Source organism: Niallia sp. WK069_GA_01, from assembly GCF_983173855.1.
In genome coordinates this window covers 4,319,710-4,337,857 of record NZ_OZ470138.1, presented here as the reverse complement: position 1 = coordinate 4,337,857, position 18,148 = coordinate 4,319,710, and the positions used below count along the sequence as shown (strand labels likewise).

Sequence of the window (18,148 nt, the reverse complement as noted above, 5' to 3'; positions counted from 1 at the left end):
AAGAAAATTGTTGGAAATTGTCGAATGAAGGTGTGTTTTGTTCATGAATTTCGTAATACGAAAATAAAAGTCGGAATTTGCGCACTTTTTAGAAAATATATTGTCAGATAATCTAACAAAAACAAAGACACTTGTCTAATACAGGATTATAATCCAAACATGGAACTACTATTATGGGATAATATTCCTAGAGTAGTAAGGTGTGTAACTAGCATCTTCCTAAAGAAAAAGAAAAATTAGGGGGCTAACTATGATTTCGAAAAAAGTACTATCACTAGCGATGACAGCAACTTTAGCACTTGGCTTTATGAGCGGGTGTGCTTCATCCAATAATACGGACAAAGATAGTGGTGCAGATGGAAAAAAAGTTATTAAAATCGCTACGCAATCTCCATTATCGGGTGGAAGTGCAACTTTAGGAGAAGCAATTAAATTAGGTGCACAATTAGCATTAGATGACCAAAAAGATAAATTCTCTGACTTAGGTTTCGAACTAAAATTGGAAGCTCAAGATGATCAAGGAGACCCGAAAAAAGGGGTAGCAAATGCTCAATTAATTGGCGCTGATCAATCTGTATTAGGTGTTGTTGGCCATTTAAATTCAGGAGTTTCCATTCCTGCTTCTGAAGTATATGAAAAATACAAAATTATCAGTGTATCACCAGCAAGTACAGCAACTGATTTTACAGACCGCAACCTTAAATCTGTAAGCCGTGTCGTTGCACGTGATGACTTCCAAGGACCAGCGGGGGCAAAATATGCAGTTGAAACATTAAAAGCAAAAAAAATCTTTGTTATCCAAGATAAAACAGCCTATGGTTCAGGCTTAGCAGATGCATTTAGAAATGCGGCAGAAAAAATGGGTGCTGAAGTTGTAGGATATGAAGGAATCACTGTTGGAGAAAAAGACTTTAATGGTGTTCTAAACCAAGTAGCCTCTAAAAAGCCTGACTTAATCTATTTTGGCGGTTTATATGCTGAAGGCGGACTTATAGTGAAGCAGGCTCGTGAAAAAGGAATTGATGTTCCATTTATGGGCGGAGATGGTTTAGACTCTTCTACATTTGTTGAAATTGCAGGCGATGCAGTGAAAAATACATTCTTAACTTCTGTTGCAGGTGATACAGGAAAAACACCAGAAGGTAAAAAATTCGCTGATGATTATAAAGCGAAATTTAATAAACCGATTGAGTCTTATTCTGCATATGCATATGACAGTGCTGGTGTATTATTAGCTGGTATTGAAAAAGCGATTAAAGAGAACGACAACAAAATGCCATCTCGTGAACAAGTTATGAACGCAGTACGCGGCATTAAAGATTATAAAGGGGTAGTAACACAAGTTGGTTTTGATGAAAAAGGTGATAACACGTATGCAAAAATCTTCATCTATAAATTTGATGAAGCGAAATATCCAGCTACTTTAGATGGAGAAATTGAAAAAGAATAATTAGATAAGGAGGGTATGGACATCCCGTACCCTTCTTATATTTTATCAATAAGAAAAAAACGGTTTTAGATAAAATTTTGTATGATAAACCGATTGATGATCGTTCAAAGGGATTATATCAGTTACCTTTCTAATGGCAGACAAGCAATATTTTAAAAGAATAAGCAAGAAGGACAACTAAAAAAGAAAATAACTTAAAAAGTTAATTGTAGTTAATAAAATTTAAAACAAAAGTGTGGGGAAGAAAATGCTGACAGAAATACTACAAACATTACCGCAAGTTTTGATAGACGGTCTGACCCTCGGTGCTGTATATGCAGTTATAGCATTAGGATACACAATGGTTTATGGAATTTTGGAGCTAATAAACTTTGCACATGGAGAAATTTTTATGACGGGTGCGTTTATTGGAACAGCCGTATTAATTATTTTGACAAGTCTTGGCTGGACTTCCATGCTGCCGGCTGTATTTAGTTTAATTATTATGCTTGTGATATCCAGTTTAATCACAGGTCTAATGGGAATGGGAATTGAAAGAGTGGCGTATCGTCCATTACGAAAAGCTCCGAAATTAATTGCACTTATTTCAGCTATAGGGATATCCTTCTTACTACAGGATATTGTGCGCTTTATTACAGAACTATATAAAGGAAATTATATTTTAACTTCACCAAGTTTTTTTAAAGGACAAATAAAAGTACCATTAGATTCTATTATCTCAGGTATTCACAACCCAAGCTTTAAAAGTTCTTTTCTAGTAGTTATTATTGTTGCCATCATACTAATGGTTGCTCTTGATGTGTTTGTTAATAGAACAAAATGGGGCATGGCAATGAGAGCAGTAGCTCAAGACAGAGATACTGCATCCTTGATGTCTATTAACGTAAATAAAGTAATTTCAGTTACCTTTTTTGTTGGTTCAGCCCTTGGGGGAGCAACAGGAGTGCTTTTTGCTATTCAATATGGAACAATTGACCCTTATATTGGCTTTATTCTTGGACTAAAGGCATTTACAGCAGCTGTCCTTGGCGGTATTGGGAATATCCGCGGAGCCATGGTTGGAGGATTGATTATTGGTCTTGTTGAAATGTTTACCGCTGCTAATTTATCTGTTATTACAGGTGGTCTTTTAGGAGCAGAATATAAAGATGTTGTTGCTTTTGCTATTTTAATTATTGTCCTAATCTTTAAACCAGAAGGCTTATTTGGGAAAGCCGTAGCAGAGAAAGTGTAGGTGGGAACAATGTCAAACATAATGAATACACTACAAAACAATAAAATGGCACAAGCAATACTATTTTTAGTATACGTATTAGTAACGAGTGCTAGTTTATACCTTGCGCAGCAATCGGTTGTGGCATTTTTACTACTATTATTTTCCCTTTTAATTCTTTATTTTTTAAAGTTAGGAAATAAAATAAAATGGGCTTTGGGAATTATCATTTTGGGATTTGTTCTTCCCTTTTCAGCAAGTCACGGTCCTGCCTATCAGTCCTACATGGAAGTTGCTACAATGGTAGGAATATATGTTTGTATGGCATTAGGTTTAAATATCGTTGTTGGATTAGCTGGATTGCTTGATTTAGGATTTGTAGCGTTCTTTGCAGTTGGTGCATATACATACGGTATTTTTGCAACTACACAGGCGTCTAACTTTATGCCTTTTGGCCATTATCCTTTATCAGGAAACAGCTTTTGGGTTTTTATTATTCTTGGTCTGTTTGTAGCTGCTTTATTTGGTGTTTTGCTGGGAATTCCAGTTTTACGTGTAAAAGGTGACTACTTAGCAATTGTTACCCTTGGATTTGGAGAAATTATTCGAATTGTATTTAATAATTTAGATAAACCGGTCAATATTACAAATGGAGCAATGGGACTTGCAAGCATTAGTCCTCCTGAAATATTTGGGGTTCAATTAATATTCCCAAATCAATTTTATTATGTTGTATTAGTAGTATTTTTGATCGTTATCTATACAGTTACGAAATTAGAACATACAAAATTGGGACGTTCTTGGAAAGCGGTTCGAGAAAACGAAATTGCTGCACAAGCGATGGGAATTCCACTTGTTAAAACAAAATTAACTGCCTTTGCAATTGGTGCTTCTTTTTCAGGAATGATGGGTGTTGTATTTGCTGCAAAACAAACATTTATTGATCCAACAAGCTTCACCTATTTAGAATCTACTACTATTCTTGTTATGGTAATTTTAGGAGGTATGGGAAGTGTTCCAGGTGTTATTTTAGGAGCTTCCGTTATTACTATATTAAATTTACAAGTTTTAGCAGAGATTACATCATGGCTTAGTTCTGTTGCGGTTATTCCTGATGCGTTATCTCCGGCAAAAATGCAAAGATTTATTTTCGGTGCATTATTAATTATCATGACATTGTATCGTCCACAAGGATTGATACCGGTAAAAAATTTAAAATTTAATGCAAAGAAATTAAAACAGGGAACTAGGAGTAGTAAAAAATCTCTGTAAGGACTTAAATGCACAAGGAGGAACATCAAGTGAATGTACTCGAGGTTAAAGGATTAACCAAAACTTTTGGCGGGCTTGTTGCAAATTCAAATATTGATATGTATGTGGAGAAAAACTCTATAACGGCTGTAATTGGACCAAATGGAGCAGGAAAAACAACCTTTTTTAATATGATTACAGGCGTGTATAAACCAACATCAGGAGAAATTCTTTTGGAGGGAAAATCAATAGCAGGGTTAAAGCCACATACTGTTGCAAAGCATGGCATCTCTCGGACGTTTCAAAATATTCGTTTATTTAATGATATTACTGTATTAGAAAACGTACTAATTGGAATGCATAATCATATAAAAGGAAATCTATTAGGGACTTTACTCCAACTTCCAAAATCTAGACATGAAGAGGAAGAAGCAAAACAAGAGGCTTATCGATTACTAGAATATGTTGGTCTTGCTGATTTGTTAAATGAAGCAGCAGGAAACTTATCATATGGTGCTCAGCGTAGATTAGAAATTGCCCGTGCTTTAGCAACCAAACCTAGCATTTTATTATTAGATGAGCCGGCAGCTGGAATGAATCCAAAAGAAACAAGATTATTAACTGATTTAATACAAGATATGTGTAATAGATTAGATTTGACGATTATCTTAATCGAACATGATATGAAACTGGTAATGGAAATTTCTAATCATATTATTGTGCTTGATCATGGAGAGAAGATTGCGGAAGGCGGACCGGAAGACATTCGTTCGAATCCTAAGGTAATTGAAGCATATTTAGGCAAAGGAGCGGTATCACTTGCTTAAAGGGGGTAACAGCATGGAGAAAATACTGGAACTTAATAGTATAGAAGCATCATATGGCGGCATCCAGGCATTAAAGGGAATTAGCCTGCATGTAGATCGAGGCGAAATTGTTACGCTTATCGGAAGTAACGGAGCAGGAAAATCAACGACGTTAAAAACAATAAGTGGTCAGGTTCGAGCGAAACAGGGATCTATCTTTTATAAAGGCAATGAAATAACGAATATTGCTGCACATAAAACAGCTATACTAGGTGTTTCACAAGTGCCGGAAGGAAGAAGGATTTTTCCTAAATTATCTGTACGAGAGAACTTATTGATAGGCGCTTTTGCTGTAAAAGATAAAAAGTTAATTGAAACAAGAATGAAAAAAGTTTTTGAATATTTTCCTAGATTAAAAGAACGGGTGGACCAAAAAGGCGGAACGATGAGTGGCGGGGAACAGCAAATGCTTGCGATTGGACGTGCCATTATGATGCAACCGGAAGTATTAATGCTAGATGAGCCTTCCATGGGATTGGCACCGATAATTGTGGAACAAATATTTGAAATAATTAAAGAGCTGAACCGAGAAGGGATGACGATTCTTTTAGTTGAGCAAAATGCATTCCAAGCATTGCAAATTGCTAACAGGGGGTACGTTATTCAAACAGGACAAATTGTTCTTGAAGGTTCGGGAGAGGAATTAATAACAAATAAACAAGTACAAGAGGCATATTTAGCCTAAATGAAAAGGAAGCAGACTTAGATAAGCTATTTTTCCTAGCTTAATAAAGTCAGCTTCCTTTTTATCTGATTGGTTACTTCTAGTAAAAGTCCAAGCGTAACACAAATGAAGTAGCCATATTAATAATGCAAAAATTTAACACAGACAGGTTCAGGTGCTTCTATTTCAGATTGCAGTAATGTTAGTTTTCCAGTACCTGGATCTCTTTGGAATAATGTTAGTGTATCTGATTGTTCATTTGATGCAATCAAAAATTGTTCTGTCGGATCTAATATAAAGTCACGTGGCCAAACTCCCTCTGTAGAAGTATGATCGACAAACACAAGTTGTCCAGTATCAGGGTTCACGCTAAATATAGAAATAGTATGATGGCCACGATTTGCTGCATAAACGAACTTGCCATCTGATGAAACATGAATAGCGCTGCCTTGATTATTTTCTGTAAAGTCAATTGGAATAGTTGAAATATACTGTAGCTGCTCAAAGCTCCCTGTTTCTGCATCATAAGATAAAGCAATCACTTCAGAACTTAGCTCAGTCATCACATAAGCAAATTTACCATTGGGATGGAAAGCGATATGTCGTGGACCACTTCCAGGTTTTACAGATAAGCTATTTACTTCTTTTAGAACGCCTTCTGACAGCTTGTATGTATCTAAGCGATCAATTCCTAAATCAACAGACACCACATATTTTTCATCCGGGGTATATCCAACAAAATGCATATGTGGTTTTTCTTGGCGCTCTTTATTAGGGCCAAATCCGCTATTCTCAATAATAGAAGAAACAGGTTGGATAGAACCATTCTTATCAAGAGGATATGCATCAGCAGTTCCTTTGTGGTAGTTTCCAGATAAAACCATAATTTTACCATCGTCAACGCTTACATGACATGGAGAAGCACCTTCTGTATATTGGCTATTAAGCAATTCAAGCTTACCCGATGCAGAATCGATAGTATAAGCAGAAACGCCTCCAAGAGATCCCTTTTTCCCTACAGCGTAAAGATGTTTATTATCTTTACTAACTGTTAAATAGGTAGGATTATCAATTTCAGCTACCAATTCAATATTTGTTATCTTCTTTTTTTCTGTATCAAGTACAAATGAATAAATTCCTTTACTTTTAGTTTTCGTGTATGTACCAATATAACCGATAAATTTTTTTGAATTAGTCATGTACAAGTCTCCTTTAAACATAATTTAGTCTATTATAACAAAATATTTGAAGATTTAAATTATATCAGCTTGAAAGAAGGAAGCAGCAGGAAGGTTAGGAATCAATTGTTTGTACTCCCTCTTATGCAGAGCTAGACAGTTAAATAGAATTTTAAGCCATCATTATCAATGAATAAAAATCTACTATATCTTTTCCCGTTGCTAAAAGAAATAAACAAACATCTCATTATTATCGACTACTAGCAACAAAAAATCTGTTCATTGATTGGGAAACTCCTAGTTCATTTCCTGAGGCTTACGACATACTTTTTTTAATATATTGAAGTTCGGCTTGATGACATTGGGAACGGTTCTTCAAACCATACTATGTTTTATTTAAAGTGAATTTGCACATAAGGCCGTATTTCGGTTTAGACCAAATAGTGTTTTTATAAAATAATTTTTTGGAGGGAGTTATTGATAGAGGATTTCGACAATATTTGTCGAATATATCAGTAATTTTAGGAGTATTATCTGTTTTTGACGAATAATAAGAAAAGCGCAAGCGCCTTGAACAGCTCTGAAGAAAAATGTTCACATGACTCAAAAAGTGTTTTTTACTTTTAGAGGCATGGGGTTATTTTTCACAAGAGCTAGGCGCTGGAGCTAGACAATAGAAAAGCGCAAGCGCCTTGAACAGCTCTGAAGAAAAATGTTCACATGACTCAAAAAGTGTTTTTTACTTTTAGAGGCATGGGGCAATACTCACTAGAGCTAGGCGCTGGAGCTAGACAGCCTGCACAGTTCAAAAAATTTATGATTTCTTACATTTTATTTAAAAAATAAAGCAAACTATTTATTTACGGATTATAAAAGATAAATTAATCCGTCAGTATGTTGGAAAGGATAAAGTAATGAAGAAAAGAATCTGGTTTAACCAATGGTTCACAACAGTAGCACACTTTATCGATATGATTCGCTACAACTCAGATGGACAGGAATTTGAAGTGTATGGTACATCCACAAATGAAGATGCTTTGTACTTAAGCTATTGTGATGCTGCTTTTAAGGAACCAGCTGTTTCTGGGGAAATGTATATTTTGTTTTGCTTAGAATTTTGTCAAAAACATTCTATTGATATATTTGTTCCAAGAAAAGAAAATGTTTTAATAGCGCAACATTTATCGGAATTTCATGATTTAGGTGTTAAGGTGTTAGTATGCCCCGATCCAGATCTAATGGAAATATTAGATGATAAAGAACAAACATATCGTTACATACAGAACCATCCTGTATTAAGTAAGTATGTAAGTATTCCTGATTATTTTATTGTAAATAATGCTGAAGATTTTAAAAAGGCTTATAGTCTATTAAAAGAAAAAGGACATAAAGTTTGCTTTAAGCCAGTAATTGGAGAGGGAGGAAATGGTTTTCGGATTGTTCAAGAAAAAGTAGATACTATTCAAACCTTATTTTATCAAGGTATTACATCCACTATTTCATTTCAACAAGCCTATACGATCCTGCAACAGCAAAGTTCATTCCCTCCGCTAATGGTTTCCGAATACTTGGATGGTTATGAGTACAGCATTGACTGTTTAGCCTACGATGGAGTATTAATGACAGCGATCCCAAGAAAAAAAGCAAAAGGCAGAATTAGAGAACTAGAAGATAATCAAGAGTTGCTTACAATAGCAAAAGAAATGAATAAGGCATTAAAAATTCCCTTTGTTTATAATATTCAAGTAAAGTATAAAAATGGCATACCAAAATTATTGGAAATTAATCCAAGAATGTCTGGTGGGCTTCATTACAGCTGCTTAGCTGGAATTAATATTCCTTATCGAGCGGTTAAATTATTGCTGCACGGGAAAGAAGCGGTTGAAATTCTTTCTCCTCATTTTGGTATTAAATCGAGCTATATAGAGAAAGAAGTAATATTGAAAAGTCATATGTCAGATTCCAAAGTAGTTTATTAAGTAGCATTTTCTAAGGATTTTTTTTACTTTATTGAAAAAAGAAGCATTTTATTTAAAAAGTCCTAACTGCCATGTTTTATGGCAGTTTTTTTGTCTAGGAAATGATGGATAACGGAGTGGTTTTAATTCTGTATACTTGTGTCAGTCCAAAAAACATAAAGACGTAGCGCTTAAAGCCAGCACCTTAATGGCTTTTTCGCAGTCACTCACTCCTACAATCTTGCTCGTCTGGCATTCTGGTTAATTCTAGATGAATTCAGGCTTCTTAATGGTGGAAAATAAATTCTTAGTATGAGGGAATAGTAAAAAAATTGTATGAGAAGAGTAAAGAGTAATCTTAGCTTATAATGAACCAAAAAATAAATATGTGGAAAATTGCTGCGGTTATTCACTTTTTATTCACATCAAGATCTTTGCTATAGAAGTATTCCACAGGTTTATACACATTATCCACAAGGAAGAAACAAAAAACCATCATATTCTGTGGATAAGTTTAATTTGCATAAAGAAAGCGGTTGCTATCAATTGTGGTTATAAATAGGAGACTAGAGGAACACGAACTTGATCCTCTAGTCTGCTTAAAACTAATTCTTTTTTGATTTAGTATGTTCTTCTGCTGCTTTGTCCGCTTTTTTAAATTCATGGGTATAAGTAACTTCTTGCATACTAGATAAAGTATGCTTTGATTTTTGCTGTTGTCTTCGCTTTTCCATTTGCAACATCCTTTCATTTGTTATAGTTTCTCCTTCGTTTAAAAAAAAGATACTTAATAAAGATCCGAAATTGCTGCTTCTATAGAATTAAATTTGTAAGAGTAACCATGGTTTACTAACTGATGGGGGAAAACATTTTGTCCTTCTGTGATTAAAATACTCATCTCTCCTAAGACTGCTTTCAATAAAGTGGAAGGAAGAGGAAAATAATTAGGACGGTGCAAATGTTTGCTGATTATGCTTCCCAACTCCATCATATTAACAGGACTGGTAGTAGTAAAGTTTACTGGGCCGTATATGGAATCATTTTTTACAATAAATAGTAATGCTTTTACTACATCGTCAATATGAATCCAAGAAACCCATTGCTTACCACTGGCAATTTTGCCTCCTAAAAATAATTTGTACGGTAAAATTAAGGAGGGCAATGCGCCTCCTTTATTGGATAGCACAACCCCGAAACGACAAAAGACTGTTCGAATATTATTTTGTGCTGCTCTGCTGCTGGCGCATTCCTCCCATTTAGAGACGGTAGTTGCAAGAAAATCATGAGCAGCCTTGTCCGTTTCACTAAAAATTTTTGTTTCGGAAGTACCGTATATTCCGATAGCGCTCGCATTCAGAAGTAGCTTCGGTTTAATGGGCAGTTGTTCTACTATATTCATAAGTGCATTTGTAGCTTCTAGACGGCTATTTATTAGCTGCTGCTTTGTGTTATGTGTCCATCTGCCGCTATTAAGCGATTTCCCGGCTAAATTAATAACAATATCCACTGTTGTTTGTTTAAGTAAGTGTTCTGAACCATGATTTCTGTTAAGCCACTGAACATAAATTAAATGTTTCTTCTTTTTTTTATTGGAAGCAGTTCTTGTTAAGCAATAAACAGTATGACCCTGATCTAATAAAGTAGTGATAAGTGCTTCACCAATTAAACCAGTTCCTCCAGCAATTAAAAAATTGATAATATCCGCCTCCTTTATATGTGCCGCTTGAGTCTACCTCTATAAGAGGGGTGTTTTCACCAGTAAAACGCCAGCAACTAATTGTTCAAAATAGCCTGATTGAAGCGGATATGCGAGACTCCTGTGGACTCATCGTACGCCCCAAGCAACCCCCTATTTGTAAGGAATAATGTTTGCAAAAAAACACCCTAAAAGAATACTCACTCCTCCTTTTTTGATTGTTCTAAACCAAAGTTATGGCAATAGATGAAGAGGAATTATAACTGCGAAGTTTGAGTTATAATGTAATAATATAATAAAACGCTCATTTTTCATGTATGATAATGGTATATAAAATATATCTCTTCTTTTATATTCCCGGAAAAAACAGAAAAAATCATGAGGGGGATAAAAACTTGATCATTTCTAAAATTACAAGGCAGAAACAGATAACAGATCGATATAATATTTTTACAGTAAAAAATGGAAAAGAAGAATATGCTTTTAGTGTCGATGAAGGCATATTAATAAAATACCAACTTCAAAAAGGATTAGAATTGGATTCCTTATTATTAAGCGAAATTCAATTTAATGATGAAATAAGAAAAGGCTATTCATTTGCCGTGAAATATTTAGCGAAAGTTAAACGGACAGACGCAGAAGTTCGAAGCCATTTAAAAACAAAGGTAGAAGGTGACTTTGTTATTTCAGAGGTAATGACAAAGCTTTATGAGATGAAATTCCTTGATGATGAAGACTATGCTTTTTCCTACGTTAGAACACAAAGAAATACAACAGATAAAGGTCCACAAGTTATTAAAAGAGAACTAAAGGATAAAGGAATAGAGGTATCTATTATCGAAGAGGCAATCAAGGAATTATCCTTTGATGATCAATTATTTTCAGCTCGAAAAATAGCCAATAAAATTATTGGAAGCAATAAAAAGGAATCGAAGCGTATGCTTTTGCAGAAGCTTGAGCAAACATTAGTAAGAAAAGGACATACTTCTGCTATTATTCAAGAAGTGAAAAATGAACCTTCTTTTATGGATGAAGTGGCTGATGAAATGGATATGATTCGTGTACAAGGGGAAAAAGCACAGAGAAAGTTTGCGAAATATAGCGGATATGAATTTAAACAAAAGATGAAACAGTATTTATATAGAAAAGGATTTATTATTGAACAGATTGATCGATATTTGGAAGAGATAACAGATTGAATTTTTCCTTTGGTGAGGCTTTATCTTTGAGCAGAAAGCTATCTTTCCTATAAAATAAAGTAGAGTCTTCCATTCACTTTATAAAGAAATGGCCAGCTTTTTATTATCCAGGGTAATAAAACGGAGGAAGGAATTCATGTATGCATACAAAACGTTATAGCATGATGACAGAGTACGAGCTTCGTTCAGAAATAGCTTTATTAAATGAAAAAGCGAAGAAGGCTGAACAATTGGGAATGGTCAATGAATATGCCGTTTTAGAACGAAAAGCCGTTTTAGCTAAAGCATATTTAGTTAATACAGCAGATTATAAACAAAATGAAGTTTATGAAATAGAAGGAGATCCTGGTGTATTATTTAAAATTCACTATTTAAACGGAGTTTTTGCTTGGGGTATTCGCAGCAATGATAAAAAAATAGAAGGAATTCCTATTTCTTTACTAAAAGTGCGTGTTTAATACATGAGAAGAGAGAGAGGACAGAATATATTTTTCCTGCCTCTCTGCTCTCAAAAGATTATTTATTCGTTTCTCGATGAGAAGAAGCATTCATTCTTTCTTGTGGATGGGTATTAATTGAACCATCTGCCCGTTTTGAAGCAAATTCCGGTTTCGCGCGAGGTTCCCCTTCAAATTTATTTTCATTTATATTGTCTACACCTTTGCTCATAAAAAAACCTCCAATGTTTAATCCGTGGTGTCGTAATAAAACAACAAGTTTATTACAGACTTAGTATTTGTTTTAATAAAAAAACTATTACTTCATATAGAAAAAAGAAAGAAGGTTAAAAAGATGATGCATGATTATCAAAGAAGGCTGGTGGATCGGTTATTGGAAATAAATCAATCCATTACGGTTACTCAAGCACAAACATGGGTCGAGCTGTTATGGGAAGATTTTGAAAGTACATATGCAAAAGCAGGAAGAGAATATCAAGGAATGGAAATAACCGAAAAAGTAGTAAATCAATGGATCGAAAATTATGGGGAAAAGCTACATGAATTTGTTGCACAGAACCCGAAATATAAAGATTTCTTTTTAGAAGATAAAAGAAAGTTTCATTAAAAAATACTTACCATATTATTCTGTTTAGGAAGATACGAACATTTTCTAATTTAGCACTTAAATGGCTACTTCCCTATACTGGTTAGTTATGTTTTTTAATATAGTTAACTTAAACTTCGCAGTTATAAATTCCTCTTCATATATTAGCATAACTTGGTTTAGAGCAATTAGAAAAGGATGATTGATTCGTCTTTTTGGGTGTTTTTCCTTATAAATAGGGGCAAGATTCTCGTTTCAGGATGCTCGCTTTCCGTGGGGCGTGTGATGAGCCTCCTCGGCGCAAGCGCCTGCGGGGTCTCATCTAACCCGCAAATCCCACAGGAGTCTCGCACCTTCCACTCCAATCAAGCCGTTTTGCTCCATTAGTTGCTGTCGTTGAATTGGTAAAAACACCCACCTTATAAAAATAGACTAAAAATGCACATTTTGGGAGAACAGCGTTGAATAATAAACATAAAAAATCAACACTACTAGTGTTTAGTCGTCATACCTTGCAATGAAATTCGAAGACAAGAACTTATTCTAAAACAGGTTGCTTGTAACGGAGGGTGCGAAGACTCCTGCGGGAAATGTGGGAAGAAGCTGAAACCCTGCAGGTCAAGGGCCGAAGTGGCTCAAGCGTAGCCCCACGGAAAGCGAAGTGTATGCAGGCTGCGGGTGATTACCACAAACCTTCTTTTTTACACGAATAAAAAACCCAAACCATGATACGAAATATTTTTTACCTCTTCGTATCATGGTTCGGGTTTATCTTTGGCTGGAATACTTATGTCCCAGCTTCTTTTCTGGTACGACTCATAAAATACTGTTAATTAGTTAAAATATCGAGCTTTTTTCTTAATTTCTCTTCACTGAAGATCCAGCCAGTGTAAGATGTAATAATATTATAATCCTTATCTAGATGAACAACTGCTACAAAAGGGTAATGTCCGTTGCTTCGATAACGCAAGTCAATGAAGCGAACCTGAAGTTGATCTTCCAGCTCCTGCACTTCCCAGCGATACACAGGTGAAAAAGATAAAAAAGCAGATAGATTTTTATCCATTTGAGCAGCAGTTAATGCCGGTGTTATTGGAATAGGAATACGCTCATATTTATCATAAATTTCTATCTGATAGTTATGTGCTCTACCTACATAAAAAGATTCCTTTGTCATAACAGCAACACGCCAATGGTTATACCTCATAGTAGGAGATAAGATAATGGCTGATGCATTTGGAATTATTTCTTTTACTTTCTTTTTGACTTTTCGCTGGGCAAAGTAGCGGAGAAAGTAATAACCAATTAAGATTATATAGATTGTTAAAAAAGTATAACCAGGGTTTGTGCCAAATACCCATAAAAATAAACCAACTACATGAAAAGCAAAAATAATCGGATCAAATGTATTGATAAATCCTAATGCAACCCATCTAGAAGAGAACGGTCTTAAGGCTTGTGTTCCATATGCATTAAAAATATCTACAAATACATGTAAAAATACGGCTAAGAAAGTCCATAACCATAAATGAAGCAAATTTGCTTCAGGGAAAAAAGGATAAACAACAGCAGTGATTAATAATGGCCATAATAAAACCGCCGGTATACTATGCGTAACTCCACGATGGTTTCGTATATAAACAGCATTATTTCTTAATTTTAATACGGTATCAATATCGGGAGCCTGTGATCCAACCAATGTAGTAATCATTACGCTGATTGTTGTTGCATGGCTACCTGCAACAACAGGATCCAGCGTTGCAAGACCACCTAATGCAAATCCCATGACTATATGTGTACCTGTATCCAAAAATAACAAACCTCCCTAAAAGTTACGCAAAAGTCGATTGGATAATAATTCTAAAATTTTCTATCAAAAATCACTTTCTTTTTTCAAAAACAAAAGATACACTTTTGAAGTTAGAATGGATAAGTAAGACAATAATGAAATTTAGTTAGCTTTCTTTTAATAAGGCTATTTTCTGTTGCTTAATTTGCAGCCTGAAATACACTTCGATTCGTTTAAAAACAGTCGACAATATATATTTCATTCTTATTTTAGAGAATCGTTACAAAAGATAATGACAAAATGAAAAATAGGTTTTATCCCAAAGATGTTATTAACATTAAGATACTATGCATTGAGATGCAAGTGAAAAGGATAATACATACATTTGTTATTCCCCAATTTTAATAAAATTAACATTTTTGGAGGGTGAAAGTGAAAAGTATCAATGAAACGCTAAAAAGTGTAAATATCCAAGGGTTTAGAGACGATTTATTAAATTGGTTTACGGAAGAGCAACGGACTTTACCATGGCGGCAAGATCAGGATCCATACAAAGTGTGGGTTTCAGAAATAATGCTGCAGCAAACAAAGGTAGATACCGTTATTCCTTATTTTAATCGTTTTATCGAACAGTTTCCAACCATAGAAGCACTTTCAGAAGCAGAAGAAGAAACAGTGCTGAAAGCTTGGGAGGGGCTTGGATATTATTCGAGAGCAAGAAATTTGCATACGGCAGTTAAAGAAGTGAATGAAAAGTATGGAGGAGTCGTTCCGAACACTCCAGTTGAAATTGCGAAACTTAGAGGAGTAGGTCCATATACAGCAGGAGCCATTTTAAGCATTGCTTATGGTGTACCAGAACCTGCTGTAGATGGAAATGTGATGCGGGTATTATCAAGAATCTTATCCATATGGGAAGATATTGCGAAGCCTAAATCACGCAAAATATTTGAGGAAGCAGTAAGGGGACTTATTTGTTATGAAAATCCGTCTTACTTTAATCAGGCATTAATGGAGTTGGGTGCGTTAATTTGTACACCAACATCTCCTTCTTGCTTATTATGCCCTGTAAGGGAGCATTGTCAGGCATTTCATGATGGAACGCAAACAGAGTTGCCTATAAAAACGAAAAATAAAAAGCAAAAATCACTAAATCTTGCTGCAGTTATTTTAAAAGATACAGATGGAAGAACGCTTATTCATAAAAGACCAGAAGCTGGTTTATTAGCGAATCTATGGGAATTCCCAAATATGGAAATTGTTCAAACCATTGAGAGTGAAAAAGAACAATTGAAACAAGAAATGCTGACAAAATACGGAGCGAAAATAGAAGTCGGCGATATGTTAACAAGAATAGAGCATGTTTTTTCTCATCTTATTTGGAATATTAATGTGTACTCTGGGGTGTTATTGGATTTAGAGGAAGAAACGGATCGGTTGAAGAGAGTGACTCAAAAAGAAATTAGTCCATATCCTTTTCCAGTTTCTCACCAGAAAATGCTCAAGTACTTAGAGGATGTGGAGACGGAATAAAATAATTATTGTCAACATACACTCGATTTAAGATGTTGTCTAGATAAGGGAAGCATAAAAGCAGGTAAACGGAAGAAGAAGGCTCTTAAGAAAAACTTCTTAAGGCCTAAATCTTTTTTTAATCTGTTTTGAAGTATCTCTTATTTCTTTAAAATTGAACGAAGAGGTGCTGATTTAATCATAGCTTACTTCTGTACCATGGGTGTAGTCTGCTTCATTTCGATGCAGCCCGCCACGATTTTCAATTTCTTTAATAATATCTTGATGAATACTTTGACCTTCCATATTTAAATAAGGGGTCATTTGCTGTAAGGAATGGTGAAAAAAAGCGAGTTCGCTATTTTTCCACTTTGTTTTTTCTACCATAGATAAATCAGTCATATCTCTACCTACATACATAACAAGCATCCTTTCTATTCGCTAAAGTTTCTATATGTATTGTGTTTATGTTGATTGCGAACTATGCATGGAAGAAGTAAAATGAGAATAAACGGATGGGAAAGGAATTAAAAAAATGACACAAAAAGTAGCGTTAGTAACAGGAAGCAGCCGGGGGATTGGAAAGGCAACAGCCATCCGCTTAGCGAAGGCAGGATATGATATTGTTATAAATTATGCAAGAAGCAAAAAAGCAGCCGAAGAAACTGCAAATGAAATTACCGCATTAGGCAGAAAAGTACTTTTAGTAAAAGCAAATGTCGGTGATGTAGATAAAATTAAATATATGTTTGAAGAAATAAAAAAGGAATTTGGCAGGCTGGATGTTTTCATTAACAACGCAGCATCAGGTGTATTAAGGCCAATAATGGAATTGGAAGAATCTCATTGGAACTGGACAATGAATATAAACAGTAAGGCATTATTGTTTTGTGCACAAGAAGCAGCTAATTTAATGGATGGCGGCGGAAAAATTGTCAGCATCAGTTCATTAGGTTCAATCCGCTACTTGAAAAATTACACTACAGTAGGTGTAAGTAAAGCTGCAGTAGAAGCATTAACACGCTACTTAGCAGTTGAGCTTGCTCCGAAAAATATCGTTGTGAATGCTGTGTCAGGCGGAGCTGTTGATACAGAGGCATTAAAACATTTTCCGAATAGAGATGAGCTGTTAGGTGATGCAGCAGTAAAAACACCTGCAGGCAGAATTGTAGAAATTGATGACATGGTAAATGCAGTTATGTTCTTAGTGAGTGATGATTCTAGTATGATAAGAGGACAAACGATTATTGTAGATGGCGGCATTTCTTTATTAGTATAAGATTGTTAGGCTTTGGCTGAAAAAGAGGAGAGATCCTCTTTTTTTTTGTGTGTGAACGGTATGAAAGTTATTGATATGTTTTTCCAAGAGTGTCATTTTACCTGTTTAGATTCAAAAAGGATGAATCAGGACCAAAATCCAACGAAAAAGAGGGGGAAGTGTCCGATAAAAGGTGAATCAGGACCAAAATCCAACGAAAAAGAAGGGAAAGTGTCCGATAAAAGGTGAATCAGGACCAAAATCCAACGAAAAAGAGAAGAAAGTGTCCGATAAAAGGATGAATCAGAACCAAAATCTAAAATTGGGAATACCGTCCCCTACCTTAGTGCATGAAAGCATTACCATAGTGAGGGATAGGCTCCCGAATGTAAAAAACTTTTTTAGGAGTTATTGGTTAATCAACACGCCTGATGTTTTTTATATTTTTCCCAAAATATAACCGATAAAAAACATTCAAAATTGTCTGTTTTATGGATTAAATTGGTAATGAATTAATGTGGATAGAACCATAAATTCTGGGACAAATTAATGAGCGTGGAGGTGATAGTAATGGCTAAAAAAGCTGGTGTTACACAATCAGGAACTAACATTCAAGAAGTAAAACAACAAAACGCTCAATCTGCTGGTCAAGGTCAGTATGGTACTGAATTTGCTAGTGAAACTAACGTAGCAGAAGTTAAAAAATACAACCAACAAGCAGAAGCAAAAAAATCTCAAAACTCTAACAAATAATTAAGTAAAGCAAAAGGCACTTTCTTTTCGAGAAAAGTGCCTTTTGTTTTTCCTATAATCCTTCCTTTACTCCTTTCACTAAAACTTCCTGTTATTTCACATGCCTCACAAAGAGAGACAAATAAAAAAACATGCCTAACCTAGCTCTTGTGAAAAAATAACCCTTTGCGTCTGAAAGTAAAAACACTTTCTGAGTCAAAGGAACATTTTTCTTCAGAGCTTAACAAGGCGCTTGCGCTTTTCATTGTCTAGCTCCAGCGCCTATCGCTTCGTGTCAAATAACCTGAACGATTAAAAGTAAAAAGCACTTTTATCGT

18 protein-coding genes are annotated in these 18,148 nt (G+C 35.0%); 12 read left to right on the top strand and 6 right to left on the bottom strand.

Features of this window, described 5'->3' with window-relative positions:
* Positions 1-250: 250 nt before the first annotated feature.
* The 5 genes from AC5LWL_RS20230 (at position 251) to AC5LWL_RS20210 (ending at position 5,465) form a co-directional block, all read left to right on the top strand.
* Entirely contained in the window at positions 251-1,450 is a 1,200-nt protein-coding gene (locus tag AC5LWL_RS20230) for a branched-chain amino acid ABC transporter substrate-binding protein (RefSeq protein ID WP_493435983.1), read from the top strand.
* Positions 1,451-1,697: 247 nt separating this feature from the next.
* On the top strand, positions 1,698-2,684 hold the full coding sequence (locus AC5LWL_RS20225; protein ID WP_493435982.1) for a branched-chain amino acid ABC transporter permease: 987 nt from the start codon (positions 1,698-1,700) through the stop codon (positions 2,682-2,684).
* Positions 2,685-2,693: 9 nt separating this feature from the next.
* A complete protein-coding gene (locus AC5LWL_RS20220) occupies positions 2,694-3,935 on the top strand; it encodes a branched-chain amino acid ABC transporter permease (protein ID WP_493435981.1) in 1,242 nt (413 codons plus the stop codon).
* A gap of 29 nt (positions 3,936-3,964) precedes the next feature.
* Positions 3,965-4,741 carry an ABC transporter ATP-binding protein gene (locus AC5LWL_RS20215; protein WP_493435980.1) on the top strand — a complete coding sequence of 259 codons (777 nt, stop codon included), beginning with the start codon at positions 3,965-3,967 and terminating at the stop codon, positions 4,739-4,741.
* A 13-nt stretch (positions 4,742-4,754) separates the two neighbouring features.
* Entirely contained in the window at positions 4,755-5,465 is a 711-nt protein-coding gene (locus AC5LWL_RS20210; RefSeq protein WP_493435979.1) for an ABC transporter ATP-binding protein, read from the top strand.
* A 119-nt stretch (positions 5,466-5,584) separates the two neighbouring features.
* Here AC5LWL_RS20210 and AC5LWL_RS20205 read toward each other — a convergent pair whose 3' ends face one another.
* Positions 5,585-6,643, bottom strand: coding sequence for a lactonase family protein (locus tag AC5LWL_RS20205; RefSeq protein ID WP_493435978.1), 1,059 nt, complete (start codon positions 6,641-6,643; stop codon positions 5,585-5,587).
* An 893-nt stretch (positions 6,644-7,536) separates the two neighbouring features.
* Here AC5LWL_RS20205 and AC5LWL_RS20200 point away from each other — a divergent pair.
* A complete protein-coding gene (locus AC5LWL_RS20200; protein ID WP_493435977.1) occupies positions 7,537-8,601 on the top strand; it encodes an ATP-grasp domain-containing protein in 1,065 nt (354 codons plus the stop codon).
* A 584-nt stretch (positions 8,602-9,185) separates the two neighbouring features.
* Here the strand turns inward: AC5LWL_RS20200 and AC5LWL_RS20195 are convergent.
* Positions 9,186-9,314 carry a YfhE family protein gene (locus AC5LWL_RS20195; RefSeq protein ID WP_493435976.1) on the bottom strand — a complete coding sequence of 43 codons (129 nt, stop codon included), beginning with the start codon at positions 9,312-9,314 and terminating at the stop codon, positions 9,186-9,188.
* A 53-nt stretch (positions 9,315-9,367) separates the two neighbouring features.
* Positions 9,368-10,264, bottom strand: coding sequence for a TIGR01777 family oxidoreductase (locus AC5LWL_RS20190; protein WP_493436673.1), 897 nt, complete (start codon positions 10,262-10,264; stop codon positions 9,368-9,370).
* Between the two features lie 407 nt (positions 10,265-10,671).
* Here AC5LWL_RS20190 and recX point away from each other — a divergent pair, with 407 nt between their 5' ends.
* A complete protein-coding gene (gene recX / locus AC5LWL_RS20185; RefSeq protein ID WP_493435975.1) occupies positions 10,672-11,475 on the top strand; it encodes a recombination regulator RecX in 804 nt (267 codons plus the stop codon).
* Positions 11,476-11,615: 140 nt separating this feature from the next.
* Positions 11,616-11,933: a YfhH family protein gene (locus tag AC5LWL_RS20180; RefSeq protein ID WP_493435974.1), complete on the top strand. Its 318-nt coding sequence runs from the start codon at positions 11,616-11,618 to the stop codon at positions 11,931-11,933.
* A gap of 58 nt (positions 11,934-11,991) precedes the next feature.
* On the opposite strand, the gene AC5LWL_RS20175 is transcribed toward AC5LWL_RS20180, so the two are convergent.
* A complete protein-coding gene (locus tag AC5LWL_RS20175; RefSeq protein ID WP_493435973.1) occupies positions 11,992-12,144 on the bottom strand; it encodes a small, acid-soluble spore protein K in 153 nt (50 codons plus the stop codon).
* Positions 12,145-12,270: 126 nt separating this feature from the next.
* On the opposite strand from AC5LWL_RS20175, the gene AC5LWL_RS20170 reads away from it, so the two are divergent.
* On the top strand, positions 12,271-12,540 hold the full coding sequence (locus AC5LWL_RS20170) for a YfhJ family protein (RefSeq protein WP_493436672.1): 270 nt from the start codon (positions 12,271-12,273) through the stop codon (positions 12,538-12,540).
* A gap of 808 nt (positions 12,541-13,348) precedes the next feature.
* Here AC5LWL_RS20170 and AC5LWL_RS20165 read toward each other — a convergent pair.
* Positions 13,349-14,329 carry a metal-dependent hydrolase gene (locus tag AC5LWL_RS20165; protein WP_493435972.1) on the bottom strand — a complete coding sequence of 327 codons (981 nt, stop codon included), beginning with the start codon at positions 14,327-14,329 and terminating at the stop codon, positions 13,349-13,351.
* Positions 14,330-14,740: 411 nt separating this feature from the next.
* Between AC5LWL_RS20165 and mutY the strand changes: the two genes are divergently transcribed.
* Positions 14,741-15,841 (top strand): A/G-specific adenine glycosylase, encoded by a 1,101-nt coding sequence (mutY, locus tag AC5LWL_RS20160; RefSeq protein ID WP_493435971.1) that lies wholly within the window; start codon positions 14,741-14,743, stop codon positions 15,839-15,841.
* Between the two features lie 174 nt (positions 15,842-16,015).
* Here the strand turns inward: mutY and yfhS are convergent, their stop codons facing one another.
* Entirely contained in the window at positions 16,016-16,240 is a 225-nt protein-coding gene (gene yfhS / locus AC5LWL_RS20155; protein WP_493435970.1) for a mother cell protein YfhS, read from the bottom strand.
* A gap of 115 nt (positions 16,241-16,355) precedes the next feature.
* Between yfhS and fabL the strand changes: the two genes are divergently transcribed.
* Positions 16,356-17,099 (top strand): enoyl-[acyl-carrier-protein] reductase FabL, encoded by a 744-nt coding sequence (gene fabL, locus AC5LWL_RS20150; RefSeq protein WP_493435969.1) that lies wholly within the window; start codon positions 16,356-16,358, stop codon positions 17,097-17,099.
* 549 nt (positions 17,100-17,648) lie between these two features.
* Positions 17,649-17,831 (top strand): gamma-type small acid-soluble spore protein, encoded by a 183-nt coding sequence (locus tag AC5LWL_RS20145; protein ID WP_493435968.1) that lies wholly within the window; start codon positions 17,649-17,651, stop codon positions 17,829-17,831.
* The last annotated feature ends 317 nt before the right edge of the window (positions 17,832-18,148 follow it).